We start from the raw sequence: 20,299 nt of genomic DNA, 5'->3' as shown, positions 1-20,299 counted from the left end.
CTGACGTACAGACACGGCACGCATAACTGACAGAGCAGCAGCGTGCCGGGTGGTCGCTCGACTCAGGAGAGATTGATGGGAGGTCGGAACGGCGGATTGACCGTACGCCCGCTACAGACCAACGTCGGCTGAGGCGGCGGCGGCATCACGGCGGGGATCGTGGCAATCGTAGCGGCCGCGGGCAAGGCGAGCACGACATGCGCGCAGGCCGGGCAGGCACCGTGGCAGCAGCCACCCCCACAGCCGCCTTTGCAGCCACGTGCCGGCACGCCGCCGTCGCTGTCCAGCGCGGCCTGCTGTTCGTCAGCACGCGGCAGGTTGACTTGCATGTGCGGACAATGCTGCAGCGCTGACGCGGCGGCAGGCTGCAAGCGGGCGAATGTGGGCTGCAGCGGCGCCACTGCGAGCGCGCAGCAGACCAGGATCAGCAGATATCGTTCCAGTCGTGTACGCATTCTTCTGTCAGCATAGACCCTGCAGCGCCGGTCCAGCAAGGTGGCGATGCCCAGCGCAAGCGGTGGCGCGGCATGCCTGGCTCCGCCCTTGGGTCGACTGCGCGCGCCGCCTGCGGGAACCATGACCCATGACAGGTCATTGGAATTGCTCGAGATAATCGCCGCCGTGCGGACAGTGTAGGCTCAGGTGGAGAGGAACGATACCGCTCCCGCCCCGTAGCCGGGAATGGACACGCTGAAATCACCGCGGCCCTTGCTGGCACCGAGCATGGTACGGACCGCCTCGGGTACGGTATCCGGGCTGGCGTAGACCTGATCGAGCCGGAGATGCGGACTGGTGTTGTACATGAACAGTCGCGAGCAGATGTTCATGACCTCGCGCAGGTTGCCCAGCATCATGTCCGAGAAATCACCTGTCTTGGCGGCGTCCTCCGCCCCGCCCCGCGGAATCTTGGTCAGGGCGGAACCGGCGAATGCCGCGAAGCTGTGATCGCAGACGCAGGCCGTCACCGGGGCGTCTTCGTCGTTGACGTAGACGGCAACCACGCTCTTGCTGCCGTTGTCGGCGGCCACCGGCTTGCCGGCATCCAGCTCCAGCTGATCACCGTACAGCATGGTCAGCATCTGCCGCAGCTCGCCCTTGGTGGGTATGTGATGAATGGTTGTCATGCCTGGCTCCTGTAAGCTGATAATCCTTATGCGCGCTCACCGCCCCGCGTTACGCAATCGCCGTGTTGCGGCAACTACTTGATGAAGGGTGTAAGCGTTTCCTTGAACGAATCCGGCGTAAAGGGCTTGGCGATGAGAAACCGGGCGCCCATCTCGGTTGCCCTGTTCTTCATCTCGGGCGTTGCCTCGGTGGTGACGAAGCCGAACTTGACCTTGATACCTTCGTCGTTCAGTGCCTGCAGCAGTTCCGGACCGGTCATGTTCGGCATGTTCCAGTCGCACAGCACCAGGTCAGGCTCGCTCGACTTGATCGCCGCCAGCGCCTTCGCGCCGTCCTCCGCCTGAGTGAAGTCGTGACCGTTGAAGCCGGCCTCGCGCAGTGTCTTCATTACGATCAGCCGCATCGCCAGACTGTCGTCAACGACCATGATGTTCATTCCGCTCTCCTTGCGTCAGCTCCAGATCCATTGGTTCGGCGGCATTCAGCGGGCCTGCAGGTCAGCGCACAAGCCGTGCCGGTGCCCGGAGGCACTGCGCTGGTGATCCGTCCGCCCGGAGCATATCGGCCGCTGCGCGGGATACTGCAGTGACGGGCAACCACGCATCGGTTGGGCGCCTTAGAAGAGGTCGATATCGCCGACGACCGGCCGTTCCTCGAGCGAATGCATGTATTCGTACTCCTGCCTGGCCAGTTCGGTGGTGTGGTTGTTCTGCATGCGTTTCATCAGTACACGACCACTGAGCGGGAAGTAATTCACCTTCCGGGGCCAGGGCCCGCCCAGGTCCTCGGCAACCACCCGCAGCATTTCTGTATGCAGGAACTCCTTCACGAAAGCGATATTCCTGCTCCCGACATCGGTCATCGCCGCCAGCACCTTGCCCCCGCCGAACAGCTTGATTTCCAACCGCCCACGGCGGCCGCCGTGCTTGAGGATATCGTTGATGAGATGCTCCATGGCGAAGACCCCATAGCGGGTCGCCGCATTGTTACCCTCGGTCGCGCCGACACCGGTTCCGCTGGGCAACATGAAATGATTCATGCCGCCGACGGCGGCGACCGGGTCACGAATGCAGGCGGACACGCACGAGCCAAGGACAGTACTGATCATCTCGTCGTGGGTGCTAACGTAATACTCACCGGGCAGGACGCGGGCCGTCAGTTGGTTGGTAGCCTTGTCCCAGTAGCGCTTGATATGCCCGAAGCCGGGCAGCGTGGCTGGCATACGCTGACCGGCACCCGGCCGTATGGATCCGGATCCCCGCATTATGCGCGCTCCCCGCGGACAGCCGCGCCATCGTGACAGCGGCCTGCATCACCCCGCGATCTGTCGGTCATTCTGGTCGTCATTGGTTTCTTCCACTGCCTATGCATCGTTTTCAGAACAGTTCGATATCGGACTTGATGTCCTGGCCGCCGCCAGTATCGGTCTCGATGACATCGGCAGCCGAGAGCCCGCTGATTAGTGCGTTGTACATCTGCCTTTCCTGCTCCAGGCTATAGACGGAACGGGCGCGCTGCTGCAGCTGCTCCCACAGCTTCGGGTGTTCCGGTGACGGCGACCGGATCACCTTGACCAGCGATTCGAGGTTCTCGCGCACGTGCGAGATACGCTGCGTCAGGCGGTCATAGAACTGGAAGGCCACCACCGCTTTTTGCATGTTCTGCTCCGCCTGCTGGCAGGCTTCCCTGAGATACGGCCCGGCGGGGCATGTCACGCCCCGGTGTTCGTCCTGGTCCAGCTGCTGCGTCATACCCTTGATGCCGGCAACCATCGCCGTGATCGCGCCGATCATCTCCTCGATCGCCATATCGGATTCTCGCAACGTCGTTTCTATCTGGACTGCCGCGATCTCCAGCACCCGTGCCGTCTCACGCGTGTCATCGGCTGGCATCGTGGTGCCGGATGCTGCCGGTCTGCCGCTCTCGGTCATCATCTGCCCCGTATCGTTACCTGCGCCAGTGGCACTCAGCCGGCGACCTCAAGCCCGAGCAACGCCGACAGTCCGGTCAAGCGCGCCGTGTTGACGAGAACGCTGGAGGGCGAAACCCATACCAGCCTGTGACCCTGCTCACGCACCTGCCGCGACAATGCCGCCAACAGTTGCAGGCCGGAGGTATCGATCAGCGTCACCCTGGACCCGTCCAGGGTGACGTCCCGTCCGCTACTGATCGCACGCAGCCGCGCATGGAACTTGCCCGCCTCGTCAACGCACAGACTCTCGTCCAGCACGATAGTACCGCTGCCTGTATCCGGTTCATGTTGCATGGCTGTCTCCAGTTCGTCCTTGAATGTCCTATCCGGCGGCCTGCCGCCAGCCGCTCGCAGCGGCGGCACCGGCCACCCCGTGATCTTCCGGCGTCTGCGACCCGGATCCTTCCCGTGACGACGGCGCGGCCTGCCCTGCGGTCGTGAAGTAATCGACCAGCAGATTCAGATTCTGCGCCTGCTCGTCCATGACCTCGCTGGCCGCGGCCGCCTGTTCCACCAACGCGGCATTCTGCTGCGTCATCTCGCCCATCTGGACGACCATCCGGCCGATACTGGCGATGCTTTCGGCCTGCTCGCCGCTGCCTGCGGCGATATCGTCGATGATGTCACCGACCTGCTTCACCGCGCCGATGATCCTGTCGAGCGCGGCGCCGGCCTCGCCCACCAGCCTGGCGCCCTCGTCTACCCGGCGCACGCTGTCCTCGATTAGTTCCTTTATTTCACGTGCCGCGCTCGCACTGCGGCCCGCCAGGTTGCGTACCTCGCTGGCGACCACGGCAAAGCCGCGGCCCTGGTCACCGGCACGCGCCGCCTCCACCGCCGCATTGAGGGCCAACAGGTTCGTCTGGAAAGCGATATCGTCGATGACACCGACGATGGCGGCCATTTCCTGGCTCGAAGCGCTGATGTCGGACATGGCGCCGATTGCCCGCGCCGAGACGGCACCGCTGGCTTCGGCCTGGGTACGGACCTCGCTGGATACCAGGCTGGCCTGCTGGGCGCTGGCCGTATTCCGGTTCACCGTCCGGGTGATGACATCCATGCTTGCCGTCGTCTGCTGCAGGGTGGCGGCCTGCTCCTCGGTACGGTGCGACAGGTTGTTGTTACCATGCGCAATTTCCCTGGAAGCCCGTGATACCAGCTGCGCACTGTCCTTAATCCTGCCTAATATATCGGTAATCCTGTCGATACTTGTATTGGTATTGTCCCGCAGCTCGCCGAAGGTACCCCGGCAATCGGACTCGATCCGGACAGACAGGTCCCCGCGCGACATGGCGCCGATCGCACGGACGGTATCCTGAATGACGCATTCGCTGACCGTGACCAGACTGTTGACCGTGGCGCTCAGACTCGCGAAGAAACCGTCCTTGCCTGCAAGCGATATGCGACGGCCGAGATCACCCGCCATCGCCGCGGCGACCACGGCCTGCACCTCCTCCTCCGTGGCGACCGACTGGGTACGATCCACGATTTCTATCGCGGTACCCATGCGCCCACCGTGTTCGTCGCGCACCGGATTGTAGGTAAGGCGTAACGACATTCCGCCAACGGCGATATCCTCCGTATGGCTGGTGGTCAGTCCATCGATCAGGCGGCGATAGGAGGCACCGTCAGCATTCAGCAGATCGCTGCGGTTACCGACCAGGTTGGCGGCGCGGAATTCCGGGAATTCGCGGCGGATGGCGGCCTCGGCACCCCGCAGCAGCGCCGCGGCAGCTGCATTCATATAGATCACCCGATGCTCGGGATTCACGATGATCACATTGCCGCTGACGTTGTCGAGCGCCGCACGGATGCGGGCATTGACTGCCGCCGCTTCGCGCTCCGATGCGAGCATCCCGCGCAGGTTGTCCTGCATGAGCCGGATACTGGAATAGACCCCCGTTACTGTTTTGCCGGCATGCTCCCTGTCATTGTCCAGATTGCCGCTCGCGATACCCTCGGCAATGGCTTCAAGCCGACTGGGATCCGCTCCCAGCTGCCGCAGTACATTCCTGATCAGTGCCCAGCCCAGCAGGCAAGAGACTCCAAGGGCGGCGAAGCTGCTGAGCAAGACAACGTTGCGCTCGCTGTGATAGATGGCCTGCACTTCCCGGTTGGACTGCCGTCCGGCCGCTTCCAGCTGCTCCACCAGTGCATCGACCCGGCCGCTGATCGCATCCAGGATCGGGTTGATCTGGTTGCGGATCATCCATGCATCCATGCGCCATTTGTCGCTCTCATGCAGTCCGATGAGCGCATCCAGATGTTTGTCGAAGTCGGCGAATCTTGCCTCGACCTGCGCGAGCGCATCTGCCTGCTCGAATGACAGCGCCTCCCCCCATGCCTGCACCTTGATCAGCTGACCCTGCACGCTGCCCTGGTACAACGCCATGTTCTCCCGCGCCGCAGGCGCACGGAATGCCAGGAACAACCGCATCTCGTTCATGAGATTCGACCATGCATAGCGCAGATTGTTGAGATCCGCCAGGATCCGCTTGCGCTCGACGGTGGCCGCCTGATCCTCTTCATCGAGGATCATCTGGGTCAACAGCTGCGAAATCTCCCTGGCCAGCGGATTGACGTTGCGACTGGCGTATTCCATGGCCGGTATATTCCTGCCTTCCACCTCGACCAGTTCCACCAGCCGCTCACGGTAACTGGCGAAGCGTTCCAGCTCGGCGCCGATTTCGTGCAACAGCTGCATACTGTCTTGCCGGGCGCGCATGACCGGCAGCCGTTCGAGACTCGCAACCGTACCCGCGATTTTCTGCAACCCGGCCTGGTAGGCATCTTTGTGCATGTCCTCCTTGCTCAACAGATAGAAACCGAGCGCTGCCGAAGCCTGCTTCAGCTCCTCCGACAGCTTGCGCGCGGTCAGCAGCGCGGGTTGCAACTCACCCACGACACTCTCGATCTTGCCGTTGATCACGGCGAGCTTGCCCAGCGAATTGATGCCCTGCGCGACCATCAGCAGCACGACAAAGGCAAAGCTGCCCAGCAGCTTGCTGCGCAGGGACATACCCGCAAGCAGATTGCCCGGCCTCCGCATCACCGTCCCCCACTCCATACACTCCCGCAGCCGCATGCACCGCGACACCGGTTCACGCACCAAGCCGTGGCATGCCCGGCACTGCTCATGTCACAGGCTCCCCGCCATTCCGGCCAGCAGTTCAACCAGTGTCGCTGCGACTGCCGGTACGGTCTGTGCTTCATCAAGACGCGTCAGCACCGCAGCGTCGTCCGCACCGCTGTGCGCCGCGACCGGATCCCTAGCCGCGTTGTCCACGGGTGGATCCTGCCTTAGAATTCCTGCCATTCGTCACCCTCCGCACCGACTGCCCCATGGGTCCCGGTCGCCTGACGCGGCAGCGGCCGCCGCACTGCCGGCGCTGCCTGCGGCCGGCTCCACGGCCGGTCCGCAGCACGACGCTCACTCGCCACGGCGCCTGCAGCGCCGGTCTGGAAGAAACCCACCAGCTTGTTCAGGCTCTCCGCCTGTTCACCCATCGCCTCGCTGGCGGCCGCCGCCTCCTCGACCAGTGCCGCATTCTGCTGCGTCATCTCGTCCATTTGCGCGATCGCCTTGTTCACCTGCTCGATGCCATCCGACTGCTCCTCGCTTGCCGCCGCTATTTCGGCGATGATGTCACTCACTTCCTTCACCGAGCGCACGATCTCGCCCAGCATCTCGCCCGAGGCGTTCACGAGCTGCGAACCCTCGTCGACCTTGACCACGCTGTCCTCGATCAGCTCCTTGATCTCCTTCGCTGCCGTCGCACTGCGGCCCGCCAGGTTACGCACCTCGCTCGCCACCACGGCGAAACCGCGGCCCTGGTCGCCCGCACGCGCCGCCTCCACCGCCGCGTTCAGTGCCAGCAGGTTGGTCTGGAAGGCGATCTCGTCGATCACGCCGATGATGTCCGCGATCTTGCGCGACGCGCCGGTGATTTCACCCATTGCCGTGACGGCATTGCCGACCACGCCGCCACCCTGCTCGGCCTGATCGCGGGCGCCACTTGCCAATTGGCTGGCCCGCCGCGCGTTTTCCGCGTTCTGCCGCACCGTGGAGGTCATCTCTTCCATGCTCGATGCGGTCTGCTCGAGGCTCGAGGCCTGCGCCTCGGTGCGCTGACTCAGATTGCTGTTGCCCTGCGCAATCTCGTGTGACACATGCAGCACCGTGTCCGCGCTTGCACGGATCTCGCCGAGCACCTCGGTCAGCTTGGAGATCGTCGCGTTCGCATCGTCCTTCAACTGGCCGAACGTACCCTGGTATCCCGTGGTAATGGTGTGCGTCAGATCGCCGCGCGACATTGCGCCGAGCACACCGACAGTGTCGTTGATGACCTGCTCGCTGACCTGCAGCAGGTTATTGATGCCTTCACTCAGCCCCAGGATGAAGCCGTCCTTGCCGGCGACGTCGATACGCTGACTGAGGTCGCCGCGCTGCGCGGCCTGCACGATACCCTGCATCTCGTTACCGACGACCACCTCCTGGTAACGGTCACGCCATTCGGCCACGGTGCCGACGCGCCTGCCGCTGCCGTCGACGATCGGGTTGGCGGATATTTGCATGTGACAATCACCAATCTCGACCTCCGCCTCGACGGTAGCCGTCATGCCGTCGAGCAGCGCACGCTGGTGCGCCGGATCCTTGTGGAAAATATCCATGCTGCTGCCCTGGATCGAATCGACGCTGAACTCCGGCAGCACCGTGCGGATATCTGCTTCATAGTGACGCAACAGTTTGGTGAGCGAATCGTTGATGTAGATGATGTTGTAATCCTGGTCCGCTATCATCACGTTCGCGCCCGCGGTATCGAGCGCCCGCTTGATGCGGCCGACCTCGGTGGCCACGATATGCGTCTCGTTCACGTTGCAGCCCAGCCGTATCTGTGCGGACTTGAGGTTCTGCAGCATGAGACCTGCCTCATCATCCCGCCCGGTCGCCACCCAGTCGGAAAAGTGACTTTCCGCCATCTGGCCGAGTGCGCGGCTGGCTGTCCGGATCGGTCGCACCAGGTGTCGCCCCAGCAGGTGGGCACCGACGACCACCGAGCATGCCGCTGCGGCAAAGGCCATGGCCATCAGCTCGAAGCGGGTCTGCGCCCAGGCCAGGTACAGGCCGGAGCCCATCATCGCCAGCGCCAGGCCGGCAAAGCCGTACATCCAGTTCATGATGCCGAAGTTGTTCAGGAAACCGACGACCCTGGCAGCCGGAGATGGCGCCAGCTTTGCCTTCCCGGTATTGATCTGCCGGTAGAGCGCCGCGGCGGCCTCGATCTCCTCGCGCGCGGGCCGGGTTCGCACCGACATGTAGCCGGTCGTCCGCCCACCCTCGCGGATCGGCGTCACATTGGCGTTGACCCAGTAGAAATCACCGTTCTTACAGCGATTCTTAACGTATCCCGACCAGGGCTTGTCCGCCTTGACCGTATCCCACAGGTTCTGGAACGCCGCCGCCGGCATATCCGGATGCCTGACGATGTTGTGGTTCCTGCCCAGCAGCTCAGCCTCGGTGAATCCGCTGATCTCGACGAAGGTTCGATTGACGCTGGTTATGATGCCTTTGAGATCCGTCGTCGAGACAATGAACTCGCCGTCCTTCATGTGAACTTCATTGTCCGTAACCGGTAGATTTCTCTTCATCGCTGTTCCTCCTGAACAGTACTGCACTTCCCTGTCTGTACGCGCCGTCCGGGCCCGCGTTTCACTCGCAGCTAGAATTCCGCCCACATCTCGCCGTTACCGCCGGAATCCGTGTGCGCACCTGTGGACTTTGGCTGGTTCGATTCGCCTTCCACATGGTCCTCGACCCGGTGCAACAGGTCGACGATCCGCCCCGAGAGCTGTTCCAGGCGGGTGTACTCTTGCTCTGCCGCAGCGAGCTTGCCGGCCTGTTTCAGCCTGATCGCGTTCTTGACCGTGGCATGCAGGGCGCAGTGTTCCGCCTCCAGCGCACTCATCTCCGGCAAATGGCCGTAGTGACCCAGCCCGGACGAGTACAGCCATTTGCCCAGGTCACAGTCACGCTCGGACACCGCCTCAGCCACGGTCATGGATTTCTTGCCGTCGAGGAAGGATCTGAGCTGGGATTTCCAGTTCAGGTGCTTGAGCCTGGCCGCTGAAAAATCCATCTTTTCATCGAGCGCGGACAGCCTGTTGCCTGACTGGGCCCAGGGGCGCGTGCCCGAACGCCGTTCAGCAACGTCCTTGCCACCGGCCGAATCATCCGTGACGAAGAAGCTGACCAGCTGGTGCAATCCTTCGGCTTCTTCACCCATCACACCGCTCGCGTTCGCGGCCTCCTCGACCAGTGCTGCGCTCTGCTGGGTCATCTGGTCCATCTGGGTCACGGCCCGATTGACCTGCTCTATGCCGATGGACTGTTCCGCGCTGGCTGCGGCGATTTCCGCGATAATGTCGCTGACCTTTTTTACCGCCACCACGATCTCGCCCAGGGTCTTCCCGGACGCGTTCACCAGTTGCGATCCTTCATCGACCTTGGCCACGCTGTCCTCGATCAGCGCCTTGATCTCCTGTGCCGCCGTCGCGCTGCGGCCCGCCAGGTTGCGCACCTCGCTCGCCACCACGGCGAAACCACGCCCCTGGTCGCCAGCCCGCGCCGCCTCCACCGCCGCGTTCAGCGCCAGTAGGTTGGTCTGGAAGGCGATCTCGTCGATCACGCCGATGATGTCCGCAATCTTGCGAGAGGCGGTCGTAATCTCGCCCATTGCCGTGACGGCATTGCCGACCACGTCACCGCCCTGCTCGGCCTGGTCGCGCGCGCTGGCCGCGAGCTCGTTCGCACACTGAGCGTTGTGTGCGTTCTGACGCACGGTGGTCGTCATCGTCTCCATGCTCGCTGCCGTCTCGCGCAGGCTTGCGGTCTGCTCCTGGCTGCGCGACAGCAGGTTGTTGTTACCGCGCGCGATCTCCTGGGATCCGCTCTTGACCGTGTCGGCACTGATCCTGATCTTGCCGAGCACCTCCGTCAGCTTGACGATGGTTGCATTGGCATTGTCCTTTAGTTGTCCGAAGGTACCTTGATAGTCGCCCTGGATGGAGCGGGTCAGGTCGCCGCGCGCCATGGCGCCGAGTACCGCGACGGTTGCATTGATAACATTCTCGCTGATCCGCACGAGGTTGTTGATGCCGTCGCTGAGTGTCGCGAAAAAGCCTTCCTTGTCCTCCATCCTGATGCGCCGGCTCAGGTCGCCGGACATGGCACAGGCAACGATGTCCCCGATTTCCTGGCGAATGGCATTCTCCTGCGTCTGGTCGAGCAATTCAGCCATGGCGCCGATACGCCTGCCCTGGTCATCGAACACCGGCGTTGCAATCACGCGGATATGGCGGCCTCCCACCCTGAACTCTGCGGTGACCGCGTCGTTCACGCTCGACAGCAGCTTGCGTACGTGCGCCGGATTGCGGTGGAAGGCGTCGATGCTGGCGCCCAGCAGACGGTCCGCCCTGAAGTCGCGGATACTCGAACGGAAGTCCTGCTCTGCAGTCCGCGCGAATTCGCGCATCGCGTTGTTCACATATATGATGTCGTAGTTCTCGTCCACCAGCAGGATGTTGTTGGTGGCATTGTCCAGCGCCTGCCTGATCCGGTTGCTTGCAGCGGCGGTTGTACGTTCGTTCTCGAGGCTCTCCCGCAGCCTCGTCTGCATGGTGTCGAGCGACTGCAGGAGCATGCCCGCCTCGTCCCGCCGCCCGGTCCCGATCCGGCCGGACAGGTTGCCGCCGGCGATCGCGTCCGCTGCCCGTACCGCCCGCATGAGCGAGCCCGACAGGTTGCGCGCCAGAATCCAACCCACGGCGATCATGACCAGCAGGGTGACCAGCGTACTGTGCAGAATCGCCCGCTGCCCGGTGAAGTGAGCCTGACTGACGCTGGCAGCCGAATGCTCGATCAGGTGTTCCAAATCCTGCACGAGCGCGCTGATCTCGTGAGTGAGCAACTGCAGCAACGGCGCCAGCTCGGTCCTTATCATCACCGCCCCGACACGCCACCGCTCGTCCGCGTGAATGGTTACGAGTTCCGCCAGGTAATCCCTGTAGACCGGGAGCTTCTCCCGGATTTGTTCCAGCGTGTGCTGCTCCTCGAAGGTGAGCAACCGCTGCTGCGCGGCGACCCGCTCGAATGCGGCATCGAGCGCCTCCCGATACAGCACCATGTTTTCCCTGGCCTCCGACGCCTGGAACGCCAGGAACAGGCGCAGCTCGTTATTAAGGCTCGTCCAGGCATGGCGCAGTCCGCCGAAATCGGCCAGCAACTGCTTGCGCTCCGGACCGGCGGACTGTTCCGCGGCCTCGTCGAACACCAGCTGGCTCATGAGCTCCGATATTTCCCGTACCAGGGGATTCATGCTGTCCGTGGCGTACTGCTGCGAGGTCTTGCCGCTATCCCTGGCCATACCGGCCACCTCGGATTCGTAGGCTGCGAAACGGGCCAGATTGCTGGCCACATCTTCCAGCTGCCTGCGCCGCTCAGGGTCGGCAACCAGCGCCCGCGAACCGCGCAGGTTCTCGAGTATGGATAGACTCGTGCGCACGTCATCCCGGTAGGTCTTTAGATAGCCCTCGTCCCGGCTCATCAGGTAGTAGCCCAGCGCCATCGCGCCCTGATTGAGCTTCTCGCTGAGACTGCTGGCATAGAGCAGCGCCGGCTGCAGCTCCGTCACTATCACGGACGAATGCCGGTTGACACCGGCCAGCCTGTGCTGAAACTGATAGCCCTGTATGCAGATGACAACCGCGCAGATCCCGATGCCTATGAAGATCTTCGCGCCCAGCTTCAGGTCGCACAGCGCCGACATGATTTTGCGTAGCGGACTAATCATGGTGCCGCACCCCTATTTCGCGCCCAGACGGGGCGCCCGCCCGCATCGATGTCGCAGCCGCAGCGGCGGCCCGCAGCGAGCAATGCATTGCGCAGCCTGACAGCTTGATTCCGACCACACGCATCAGGCGCTCGCCTCGCTCAGGATTTTCAGTACATGGTTGTTCATGAGGTGATCGATATCCAGCAGGATGATCATCCGCTCATTCACGGTCGCGAGCCCCCGGATCGAGTCGGTGCTGATACTGCCGCCGAAATCCGGGGCCGGCTTGAGCTCGGAGTCCGAGATGTTGTGGACCTCGGAGACGGCATCCACCACCATGCCCATGGTGCGCTCGCCCTGCTCGGCAGCCCTGATCCTGACCACGATCACGACCGTGGTCTTGCCATAGGGCACTGGCTCCAGCCCGAAGTGCCTGCGCAGGTCGACGATCGGCACGACCGTGCCGCGCAGGTTGATCACGCCGAGAATGAATTCCGGCATGTTCGGCAGCGGCGTCACGCCATCCCAGCCCTTGATCTCTTGCACCCGCAGGATATCCACGCCGTATTCCTCGCCGTCGAGCATGAAGGTGAGATACTGGTCCATGTCATCCTCGACCTGGATGGTGGAATCTGCCGCCTGTGTATGAGCTGAACTCATTTACTGTTCTCCCGCTTAGGCAACGTCTGCAATTGCAGTGCTGGTTTGCCTGCACATTGTGTAAAAGCGCTGGATCAGCCCCGGCACATCCAGGATCAGGGCAACCGTACCGTCACCGAGAATGGTGGCGCCCGCCACGCCCTGTATCTGCCGGAAATTGGTCTCGAGGCTCTTGATGACGACCTGCTGCTGTCCCATGAGATCATCCACGAACAGGCCGACTCGCTGACCATCGGCCTCGACTACGACCAGCAGACCCTGCTGCAGATCGTCGGTGCCGGACCGCATACCGAACAGACGGTTGAGCCTGACAATGGGTATGTATTCGTCACGCAATTTGTAGAGTTCCGCCTGCCCGGTGATGCTGTTGAGGTTTTCCGGATGGACCTGGATGGACTCCACGATACTGATCAATGACAGGATGTAGGTTTCGTGCCCGACGGTCATGAGCTGGCCGTCGAGGATCGCTAGCGTGAGTGGCAACCGGATCGTAACGGTGCTGCCGCACCCGGATGCCGAATTGATGGTGACATTGCCACCGAGATCCCGAATGTTACGGCGCACGACATCCATGCCGACCCCGCGCCCGGAAACATCGCTGACCTGCTCGGCCGTGGAGAAGCCAGGCTGGAATATCAGGTTGTAGATGCGCTCATCCGACAATTCGTCATCTCTGGATATCAGACCGCGCTCGAGCGCCTTGGCACGGATCCTGTCGCGATCGAGGCCGGCGCCGTCGTCGATCACCTTTATGATGATGTCGCCGCTTTCATGATACGCACACAGTTCCAGCCGCCCGGTCGCCGGCTTGCCGGCCGACCGGCGCACGGCCGGGGTCTCCAGTCCGTGATCGAGCGCGTTGCGCACCAGGTGCACCAGCGGATCGCCGATCTTTTCCAGCACCGTCTTGTCGACCTCGGTCTTTTCACCGACCAGCACCAGCTCGACCTGCTTGCCGAGTTTGCCGCTGAGATCCCGCACCAGACGCGGGAAACGGCTGAAGGTGAAGCTGATCGGGAGCATGCGGATCTGCAGCACGTTCTGCTGCAGTTCGCGGGTATTGCGTTCCAGCTGCGAGAGACCGTCCCGCAACTTGTCCAGCATGCCGTTGTCCTTGCATTGCATATTGCCGCCGATCTGGCTGAGCATGGACTGGGTAATGACAAGCTCACCGACCAGATTGATGAGGTCGTCGACCTTGTCGATGGCGACCCGAATAGAACCGTTGTCCTTGCCGGCGGCTGCGGGCTTCTGCGCGGTTTTGCCTGCCGCGGCAGGCGCGGTATCCGGCACCCCGTCGGATTGCGGCGACTCCGCCTGATCGGGTTCCGCCACTGCCGGCTCCGGCTGTGGCGGCACTGCCGACGCGGCTGGCTGCTCCAGCGGCGCGAGCTCCAGCTCGCATTCGTCGACGATCCAGCTGAACAGCTCCTCGATATCCGCGCGCTCCACCGCACCGTACAGCGTGAGATTCCAGCCTAGGTAGCACTGTTCCGGCTTGATCCCGTCCAGCCCGGGCAGCGCGGCCAGGTCCGCCTCGATGTCGAGCTCGCCCAACGCCTGCAATTCGCGGAAGATGCGTGCCGGCTCATTGCCGCCCTTGAGAACATCGACATGGGGGCGGAACCTGATCTGCCATACGGCTGCTCCGGCAGGCGTGGCAACGGCACCAGCACTGTCAGTTGCCGGCACCACCACAGCCCCCGCTGCCGACCCCGGCACCATCGGGCTCGTGCCTGCCACCGCCGCGGCGTCGGCCGCTGCGGTGCCGGTGTCGGCGAGCATGGCCTCGAGTTTGCGCTGCACCTCGCCAGCACGCGCCGCATCGGATGCCGTGCCATCGCGCACGGCATCGACCATGCCGCGCAAAACATCCACCGACTCCAGTAACAGATCCACCGCCGCCCGCACCACGGGTCTGCGGCCGTCCCGCATCTCGTCGAGCAGGGTTTCCATGACATGGGTAAAGGCGGAGATATCCATGAATCCGAACGTGGCGCTGCCGCCCTTGATGGAATGGGCGGCGCGGAAAATCGAATTGATTTCCTCGATATCCGTACCCTGGTCCAGATTGAGCAGACCGGACTCCATGACGTTCAGTCCCTCGAGGCATTCCTCGAAGAACACGCCATGAATTTCGGACAGGTCTATGCTCATTATCCCTCCCTGGAAATGAACGGTTTTTACTGCACGCGGAGCGCTAGTCCATCAGTCGAGCACCCGGCGCAGGGTATTCAGCAGTTGGGTCGGATCGAAGGGCTTGACGATCCAGCCCGTGGCCCCTGCCGCCTTGCCCTGCATCTTCTTGTCGATGCCCGATTCGGTGGTAAGAATCAGGATAGGCTTGTAACGGTAGGTACCCAGCTTGCGCAGCTCCCTGACCAGGGTGATTCCGTCCATGTTGGGCATGTTCACATCGGTGAGCACCAGGTTGACCTCGGTTTCAGTTGCGATCCTGAGCGCCTCGACACCATCGTCGGCCAGCAGCACGTCATAGCCGGCGCTTTGCAGCGTGTAGGACACCATTTGTCGCATGGACGGGGAATCGTCGACTGCGAGAATGCTTGCCATCCTTGTCACTCCTTTGCTTGTGTCCCGCCAGCGTCAGGACATGTGAACCCTGTACGCAGACAGGACCTTTATTACGTACGACACGCAATGTCCGTCGGCATCTGATGACGCATGGGTAGAGACGATGCCACCGACCCGAACCGGTCCTGATTCACCCGTCGCTATTCGCGCAGACGCCAGGAACTCGCGACACCATCTGTCGCCCGGCCCCCTTCCGATTGCGCGAACCGGACGGCAACCCGGCACCAGTTCTTTCGGCAAGCACGCCGGCGGGTTTACCGCAGCGCACTGTGGTGGCGCACAGACACTGTGCCGACCCGCTGCCTGTCCCCGCACACGCAGCCCCGTGGGAAAACATATCGGATCAGCCAGATATCCTATGAATAGCTCTTATGTACTAACACTTATCACCTAAGGAACCACTGATGAATTGTCATTGCGAGGAACGTAGCGACGCAGCAATCTCCAACCGGCCAATTCCATCGGGAGCGATCGCTTCGCTCCGCTCGCAGTGCCGGAAGTGACCCAATTTTCAGTTGTTCCCCCGGCACCATGCCCACTGCTGCAATACAGCGCCCCCGCACCGGCTACCGGGCATGCGCACCAGCACCCGGGTCGTGTACTTGCGCCAGCACACAGGCGCGCAGCGAGCGGCAACGGCGGGCCGCACCGCGGGACCTGACGGTGCGGATTGGTGCAGAGCAGCACCCGCGCCCCTCGCTCAATCCTGTCCCGAGAGTCTGCTTTGCAGGCGGTTGGCCGGAGCTAGACCGCAAAAAATCCGGCGGCGCCCGTGGGCGCCGCCGCGACCTGCCTAGTTTTCCAACTCCGCCTCATCCGCGATGCCGTTACCAGGCTGGTCATCCCGCACCTTCACGTACAGGCTGCTGCCGTTGACTGCAGCGCAGAATGCCGCCGCGTTGGCAATCGGGCTGTTATTCTGGTCCTGGTAGGATGTCGTCCCATCCAGCAGTGAGAAACCGACACCGAGCACCGTCACGTCCGTCCCGGTACAGTTGTCCGCCGGGCCCTGCAGGATATCGTCACCGACATTGGCAGCACGGCGTACTTCATCGGCCGTGATGATGCTGTTGCCATTGATGGAAGCACGTATCTCGAGGTAATCGGGCGCGGTGATATCGCCAAGTCCGATGCTGCCGGTGTCATCCCGCAGGCTGGTCTGGCTGTCGACCGTGACCTCCACGGTACCGCCATTGAACTGCAGGCTCAGGGAATTCGCACCCACGCCCTGGACGCGCGCTGCGAGCTTGATGTTTCCGCCACGCGCCTCGACCTTGCTGGCGACCAGCACACCGTTGACGACCGGGCCCTCGACTTCGATCTCGACCCCGTTTGCCAGCACCAGGTTCTGCGGCGAGAAGGTGGCGTTCGCGGCATTGATCTGCTGGCCTGAGATACTGAAGTCAGCGTCGCTGACGTAATTGGTACAGGCCCTCAGACTCGCCTTGTCGACGTTGCTGCCGAACAGATCGTCATCCTGGCTGACGCGGGTTGCCGCGATCTGGTTACCGGTCAGTGTGCCTTTCACCTCGACCTCCATGCCGTTGGTCACCACGCCACCCGGGACACCGGAGAGGTCGGCGCCCGCGGTTTCGATCGTGAAGCCACCGAGATCGAAGACCGTGCCGGCGACATTGCCGGCAACGCCCTTGAGTTCGATCTCGCTCACCCCCTGGGTAAAGGCACCCTTGCCCTGGATACGGGTGGCGTTCAGCACGCCGCCCTGACCGACGAAGCCGCTGACCTCGATGTAGTCGTTCAGCGCCAGCGTGTCGAAACTCACCCCGTCGTCGAATACCGTCGCGGTACGGTCGGCCACCACCGTGATACCCAGCACCGTGAACTGTTGCTGCAGGCCATCGCCGGTCGGATCCACCGGGGTCGTTGCCACCGGTCCCTGCACCTCGTCATCGAACGCCACAGCCTGGGCCGTACCGGTCCGGCCGTCGGCGTTTACGGTACCGCTGACCCTCACCACCATGCCGAGGCGCAGATCGCTCTCGATACCGGGATTGTCATCGAGCGTGATACTGGAAGAACCAGTTTCGAATTCGATGCCATTGACGAAGATGCTGCCGAATCCCGTGATCGTTCCGGCGGCCGTAATCGAGGAGGCGCTGGTCGCGCCACCCCCGCCGCCGCCACCACAGGCCACCAGCATCGTGACAACCGCGGCTAACATGGTATTTCTCAGTAATTTCATAAACATAGTCTTTCTCCGATCGTGTGAGTTACTGCGCCATCCACCTTGGCAGGCCCCTGGCCTGCCCCCCGCCGCGCGTCGCGCCGGCCCCGTCCGCACCGAATGACAGAATTTAATGATCAGATACAGATACTTAACAACTTCGCACTGATCAGCCGGGTAAAGCCTTTGGCGTTGTAACGCCGCGTCGTATTTGGGACAGTAGTACCAAATTCTAGGAATTGCAATGCCGCAGCTGTAATTTCGTGACCTTGCCGGCAGTAGGTTGGGCGCGGCCAGCCTGCAGCACCGCGTCCCGGCGTCACAGCAACCATATGATTCAAAATGAAATAAGTCAGACGCCAGGAAAGACGCCAGACACCGGGTTCGGGAGGGGGCTGCGGCAACTGCGTGTGACAGAGCGGGTGTGGAGGCTGCCGCCCCGATCAGCAGCAGCCCCGGACGGTTAGCGGTGACGCCACCGCGCAGGCCAGCGCTGCAGGCACCCACTTGCGGGCGGCCTTACCTGGGGCGATAACTGTCGTGTTGTGGGGGTTCCCGGATGACCGCGCTACCGCCCCAAAGTCGGGAGCGGCCGGTTACAGTTCGAGTGCCGCTTTGTCAGCCCCGCTGCGCAACGACCGGGCCAAGGCCTCGAGTAGATCGGCGATATGGTCATGCTCATGCGCGAGCAGTGTGCGGATCGCCTGCTCCAGGTCGGCCAGGTGGGCGGGCGCGATCTGCGCACGTACCGCCGGGCCGAGCGCTTGCGTGAACTGCTCCACGACCTGCCGCGCCAGTGCCTCGTGATGATTTGACATAGCCGCCCCCCCCCCCGCGCTGCTACCGACCTGCCACGAGGATGATAGCAGCTCACCGCGGCTGCAGACAGGAACCCATACCCCGGCCGGAACACCGTCCCGCCAGAAGTCACGGTAGCGGGTGCACGGGATTATGAGATAGGTTCTAATACAGGCACTGGTACGCCTCGGTGCCGTTGTTCGGATAAACTCAGGCGTTACTGCCGTAGCCGCCAATAACGAACCATGACCGGACAGACAGAAAACAGCGTCGGCCTTGACGACCGCCAGGCCATACTCGACGAAATCGATTCCCTGCTGGCGTCCCGGCAGTACATCGACGAAACCCGCGCCAAGCGGGTACGCAAGGCGGTGGATGCCCTGCGCGGCGCCGGCGCAGAAGTTGACCCCGCTGCCGAGGCACCCGCGCACGATCCGCAGCTCGACCGGCAGATCGTCAACCGCCTGGAAAAACTGCGCACGCGCATCCACCGGCAGGTGGAACGCCGCAAACGCAACCATGACCGGGCACGCGCCCTGATGGAAGAGCTGGAACACGCACTCGGAACCAACGAACTGCAGAAGGCGGTGCAGGCCGAGAAAACGCTGCAGTCCATCATGGGAAACATGCAGGGTCAGCCTGAGGAACGCTGGTCGGATATCGAAAGCCGGTTGCAACAGGCCCGTCCGCAGCTGCGCAAGCTGGAGTCCTGGCGCCACTGGGGCACGACCCAGGCCCGGGAGGAACTCATCGAACAGGTGCGGCAGCTGATCGGTTCGGACCAGCCGCCGAACGTGATCGCCCGCACCATCCAGACGGCACGTGAGCAATGGCAGTCCTGGGACCAGGCCGGCGACCAGCCCGGCAAGGAGCTCTGGAACAAGTTCGACCAGGTCTGCGAGCAGGCCTACAAACCCTGCATCGCGCACTTCGAACAGCTCAGGGCACAGCGCTCGGACAATCTGAAGCGGCGCCAGGCAATCATCGACCGGCTACAAGAACGCTACGCCGCGACCGACTGGAAGCATCCCGACTGGCGCGAGCTCGACCGCTTCGTCAGCCAGGCTCACCGCGACTTCCGCCGCATCGGAAATGTTGATTTCAAACAGCGCAAGCCGATCCAGAAGTCGCTGGAAACGGTACTGGAGCAGTTCGAAAACCATCTCGCCCGCGAGCGTACCCGTTCCTACCACATGCGCGAGAAACTCGTCACCGAGATCGAGGCGTTGGGAAGCGTAGAGAATCTGCGCGACGCCCTGGATACACTCGACCGACTGAAAGCACAGTGGGTGATCACCGTGGTCGAGGCGCGCAAGCTCGAAAACAGGCTGTGGAAGCGTTTCCAGGCGGCTTGCGACGGCGTGTACCGGCGCCGTGACGCCGCGCGCCAGGAACAGCAGGCCGGGCGCAACGAGAACCTGCAGCAGAAACAGGCGCTCATCGCGGAGCTTACCGGGCTTGCCGACGCGACCGATGCGCAATTGCTGGAACACGGTGCGCGGCTCACCCAGTTGCAGGAACGCTGGCAGGGCATCGGTCAGGTCCCGCGCGAACAGGACAAGAAGCTCGAGAACGGATGGCGCGAGGCGCAGCGCAAGTACCAGGCCGCACTCGCCGCAGCGCGGTCCCGCGCCCGAACCATGGAACTCGAACGACTCGCACAGCGGGCCGCCCTGTGCAGCCGCTGGGAACAGGCCGCGCTGGCCGGTACGGTCATCGATACGGCTGCGGCCACGTCGGAATGGCAGGCGCTGCCGGCCCTCTCCGGCCCGGCCGCCGAGGCCATGGAGCAGCGCTTTCACCAGGCACACGGCCGCGCGGATGACGCCACCCTGGCGGACAATCTCGCCGTCAAGCAGCAGGCCTGCCTCAAGCTCGAGGTCCTGCTCGAACTGGCATCGCCGGCGGAATGCCAGGCCGAACGCATGGCCTACCAGGTTGCCCGACTCAACGCGACGCTGCAGAAAGACACCGGCGCGCTGGAAGCGCCCGTGGACCTGATAACGGCCCTGCTGACGACGGGTGCAATCGACCCCGTGGCCGCCGCCTCGCTCGAACAGCGTATCGCGGCCTGTATCGCCGGCTATATCGCGCGTAACTGACGCACCGCCCCGTTCCCGCCGCTGGCTACAGCCG

16 protein-coding genes are annotated in these 20,299 nt (G+C 63.0%); 1 reads left to right on the top strand and 15 read right to left on the bottom strand.

The features are described from left to right. Window positions 1–62: 62 nt before the first annotated feature. From R3F42_05225 to R3F42_05155, 15 genes are all read right to left on the bottom strand, one after another. On the bottom strand, window positions 63–455 hold the full coding sequence (locus tag R3F42_05225; GenBank protein MEZ5541427.1) for a hypothetical protein: 393 nt from the start codon (window positions 453–455) through the stop codon (window positions 63–65). A gap of 183 nt (window positions 456–638) precedes the next feature. After that, the gene (locus R3F42_05220; protein MEZ5541426.1) at window positions 639–1,124 is read right to left on the bottom strand and encodes a hypothetical protein; all 486 of its coding nucleotides are present in this window, start codon (window positions 1,122–1,124) and stop codon (window positions 639–641) included. 74 nt (window positions 1,125–1,198) lie between these two features. Beyond that, on the bottom strand, window positions 1,199–1,561 hold the full coding sequence (locus tag R3F42_05215) for a response regulator (protein MEZ5541425.1): 363 nt from the start codon (window positions 1,559–1,561) through the stop codon (window positions 1,199–1,201). Window positions 1,562–1,741: 180 nt separating this feature from the next. Then, window positions 1,742–2,347: a chemoreceptor glutamine deamidase CheD gene (cheD, locus tag R3F42_05210; GenBank protein ID MEZ5541424.1), complete on the bottom strand. Its 606-nt coding sequence runs from the start codon at window positions 2,345–2,347 to the stop codon at window positions 1,742–1,744. 154 nt (window positions 2,348–2,501) lie between these two features. Further along, window positions 2,502–3,059, bottom strand: coding sequence for a hypothetical protein (locus tag R3F42_05205; GenBank protein MEZ5541423.1), 558 nt, complete (start codon window positions 3,057–3,059; stop codon window positions 2,502–2,504). Window positions 3,060–3,091: 32 nt separating this feature from the next. Then, a complete protein-coding gene (locus R3F42_05200; GenBank protein ID MEZ5541422.1) occupies window positions 3,092–3,391 on the bottom strand; it encodes an STAS domain-containing protein in 300 nt (99 codons plus the stop codon). Between the two features lie 28 nt (window positions 3,392–3,419). Then, complete coding sequence (locus R3F42_05195; protein MEZ5541421.1) at window positions 3,420–6,116, bottom strand: methyl-accepting chemotaxis protein; 2,697 nt, start codon at window positions 6,114–6,116, stop codon at window positions 3,420–3,422. A 120-nt stretch (window positions 6,117–6,236) separates the two neighbouring features. Continuing rightward, a complete protein-coding gene (locus tag R3F42_05190) occupies window positions 6,237–6,383 on the bottom strand; it encodes a hypothetical protein (protein MEZ5541420.1) in 147 nt (48 codons plus the stop codon). A gap of 14 nt (window positions 6,384–6,397) precedes the next feature. After that, on the bottom strand, window positions 6,398–8,746 hold the full coding sequence (locus R3F42_05185) for a methyl-accepting chemotaxis protein (GenBank protein MEZ5541419.1): 2,349 nt from the start codon (window positions 8,744–8,746) through the stop codon (window positions 6,398–6,400). Window positions 8,747–8,817: 71 nt separating this feature from the next. Continuing rightward, window positions 8,818–11,946, bottom strand: a complete 3,129-nt coding sequence (locus tag R3F42_05180) for a methyl-accepting chemotaxis protein (protein ID MEZ5541418.1) — start codon at window positions 11,944–11,946, stop codon at window positions 8,818–8,820. A 123-nt stretch (window positions 11,947–12,069) separates the two neighbouring features. Next, window positions 12,070–12,588, bottom strand: coding sequence for a chemotaxis protein CheW (locus tag R3F42_05175; GenBank protein MEZ5541417.1), 519 nt, complete (start codon window positions 12,586–12,588; stop codon window positions 12,070–12,072). A gap of 15 nt (window positions 12,589–12,603) precedes the next feature. Beyond that, on the bottom strand, window positions 12,604–14,745 hold the full coding sequence (locus R3F42_05170; GenBank protein MEZ5541416.1) for a chemotaxis protein CheA: 2,142 nt from the start codon (window positions 14,743–14,745) through the stop codon (window positions 12,604–12,606). Window positions 14,746–14,796: 51 nt separating this feature from the next. Next, window positions 14,797–15,159: a response regulator gene (locus R3F42_05165; GenBank protein ID MEZ5541415.1), complete on the bottom strand. Its 363-nt coding sequence runs from the start codon at window positions 15,157–15,159 to the stop codon at window positions 14,797–14,799. An 814-nt stretch (window positions 15,160–15,973) separates the two neighbouring features. Continuing rightward, window positions 15,974–17,383: a DUF5666 domain-containing protein gene (locus R3F42_05160; GenBank protein MEZ5541414.1), complete on the bottom strand. Its 1,410-nt coding sequence runs from the start codon at window positions 17,381–17,383 to the stop codon at window positions 15,974–15,976. Between the two features lie 578 nt (window positions 17,384–17,961). Continuing rightward, window positions 17,962–18,183, bottom strand: a complete 222-nt coding sequence (locus R3F42_05155) for a hypothetical protein (GenBank protein ID MEZ5541413.1) — start codon at window positions 18,181–18,183, stop codon at window positions 17,962–17,964. A gap of 225 nt (window positions 18,184–18,408) precedes the next feature. On the opposite strand from R3F42_05155, the gene R3F42_05150 reads away from it, so the two are divergent. Then, entirely contained in the window at window positions 18,409–20,265 is a 1,857-nt protein-coding gene (locus R3F42_05150; GenBank protein MEZ5541412.1) for a DUF349 domain-containing protein, read from the top strand. Window positions 20,266–20,299: the final 34 nt, after the last annotated feature.

The organism is Pseudomonadota bacterium, from assembly GCA_041395565.1.
GTDB lineage: Bacteria > Pseudomonadota > Gammaproteobacteria > UBA9214 > UBA9214 > UBA9214.
Note: the sequence above shows the minus strand (reverse complement) of the source record. Positions and strands in the feature narration are given on the sequence as shown.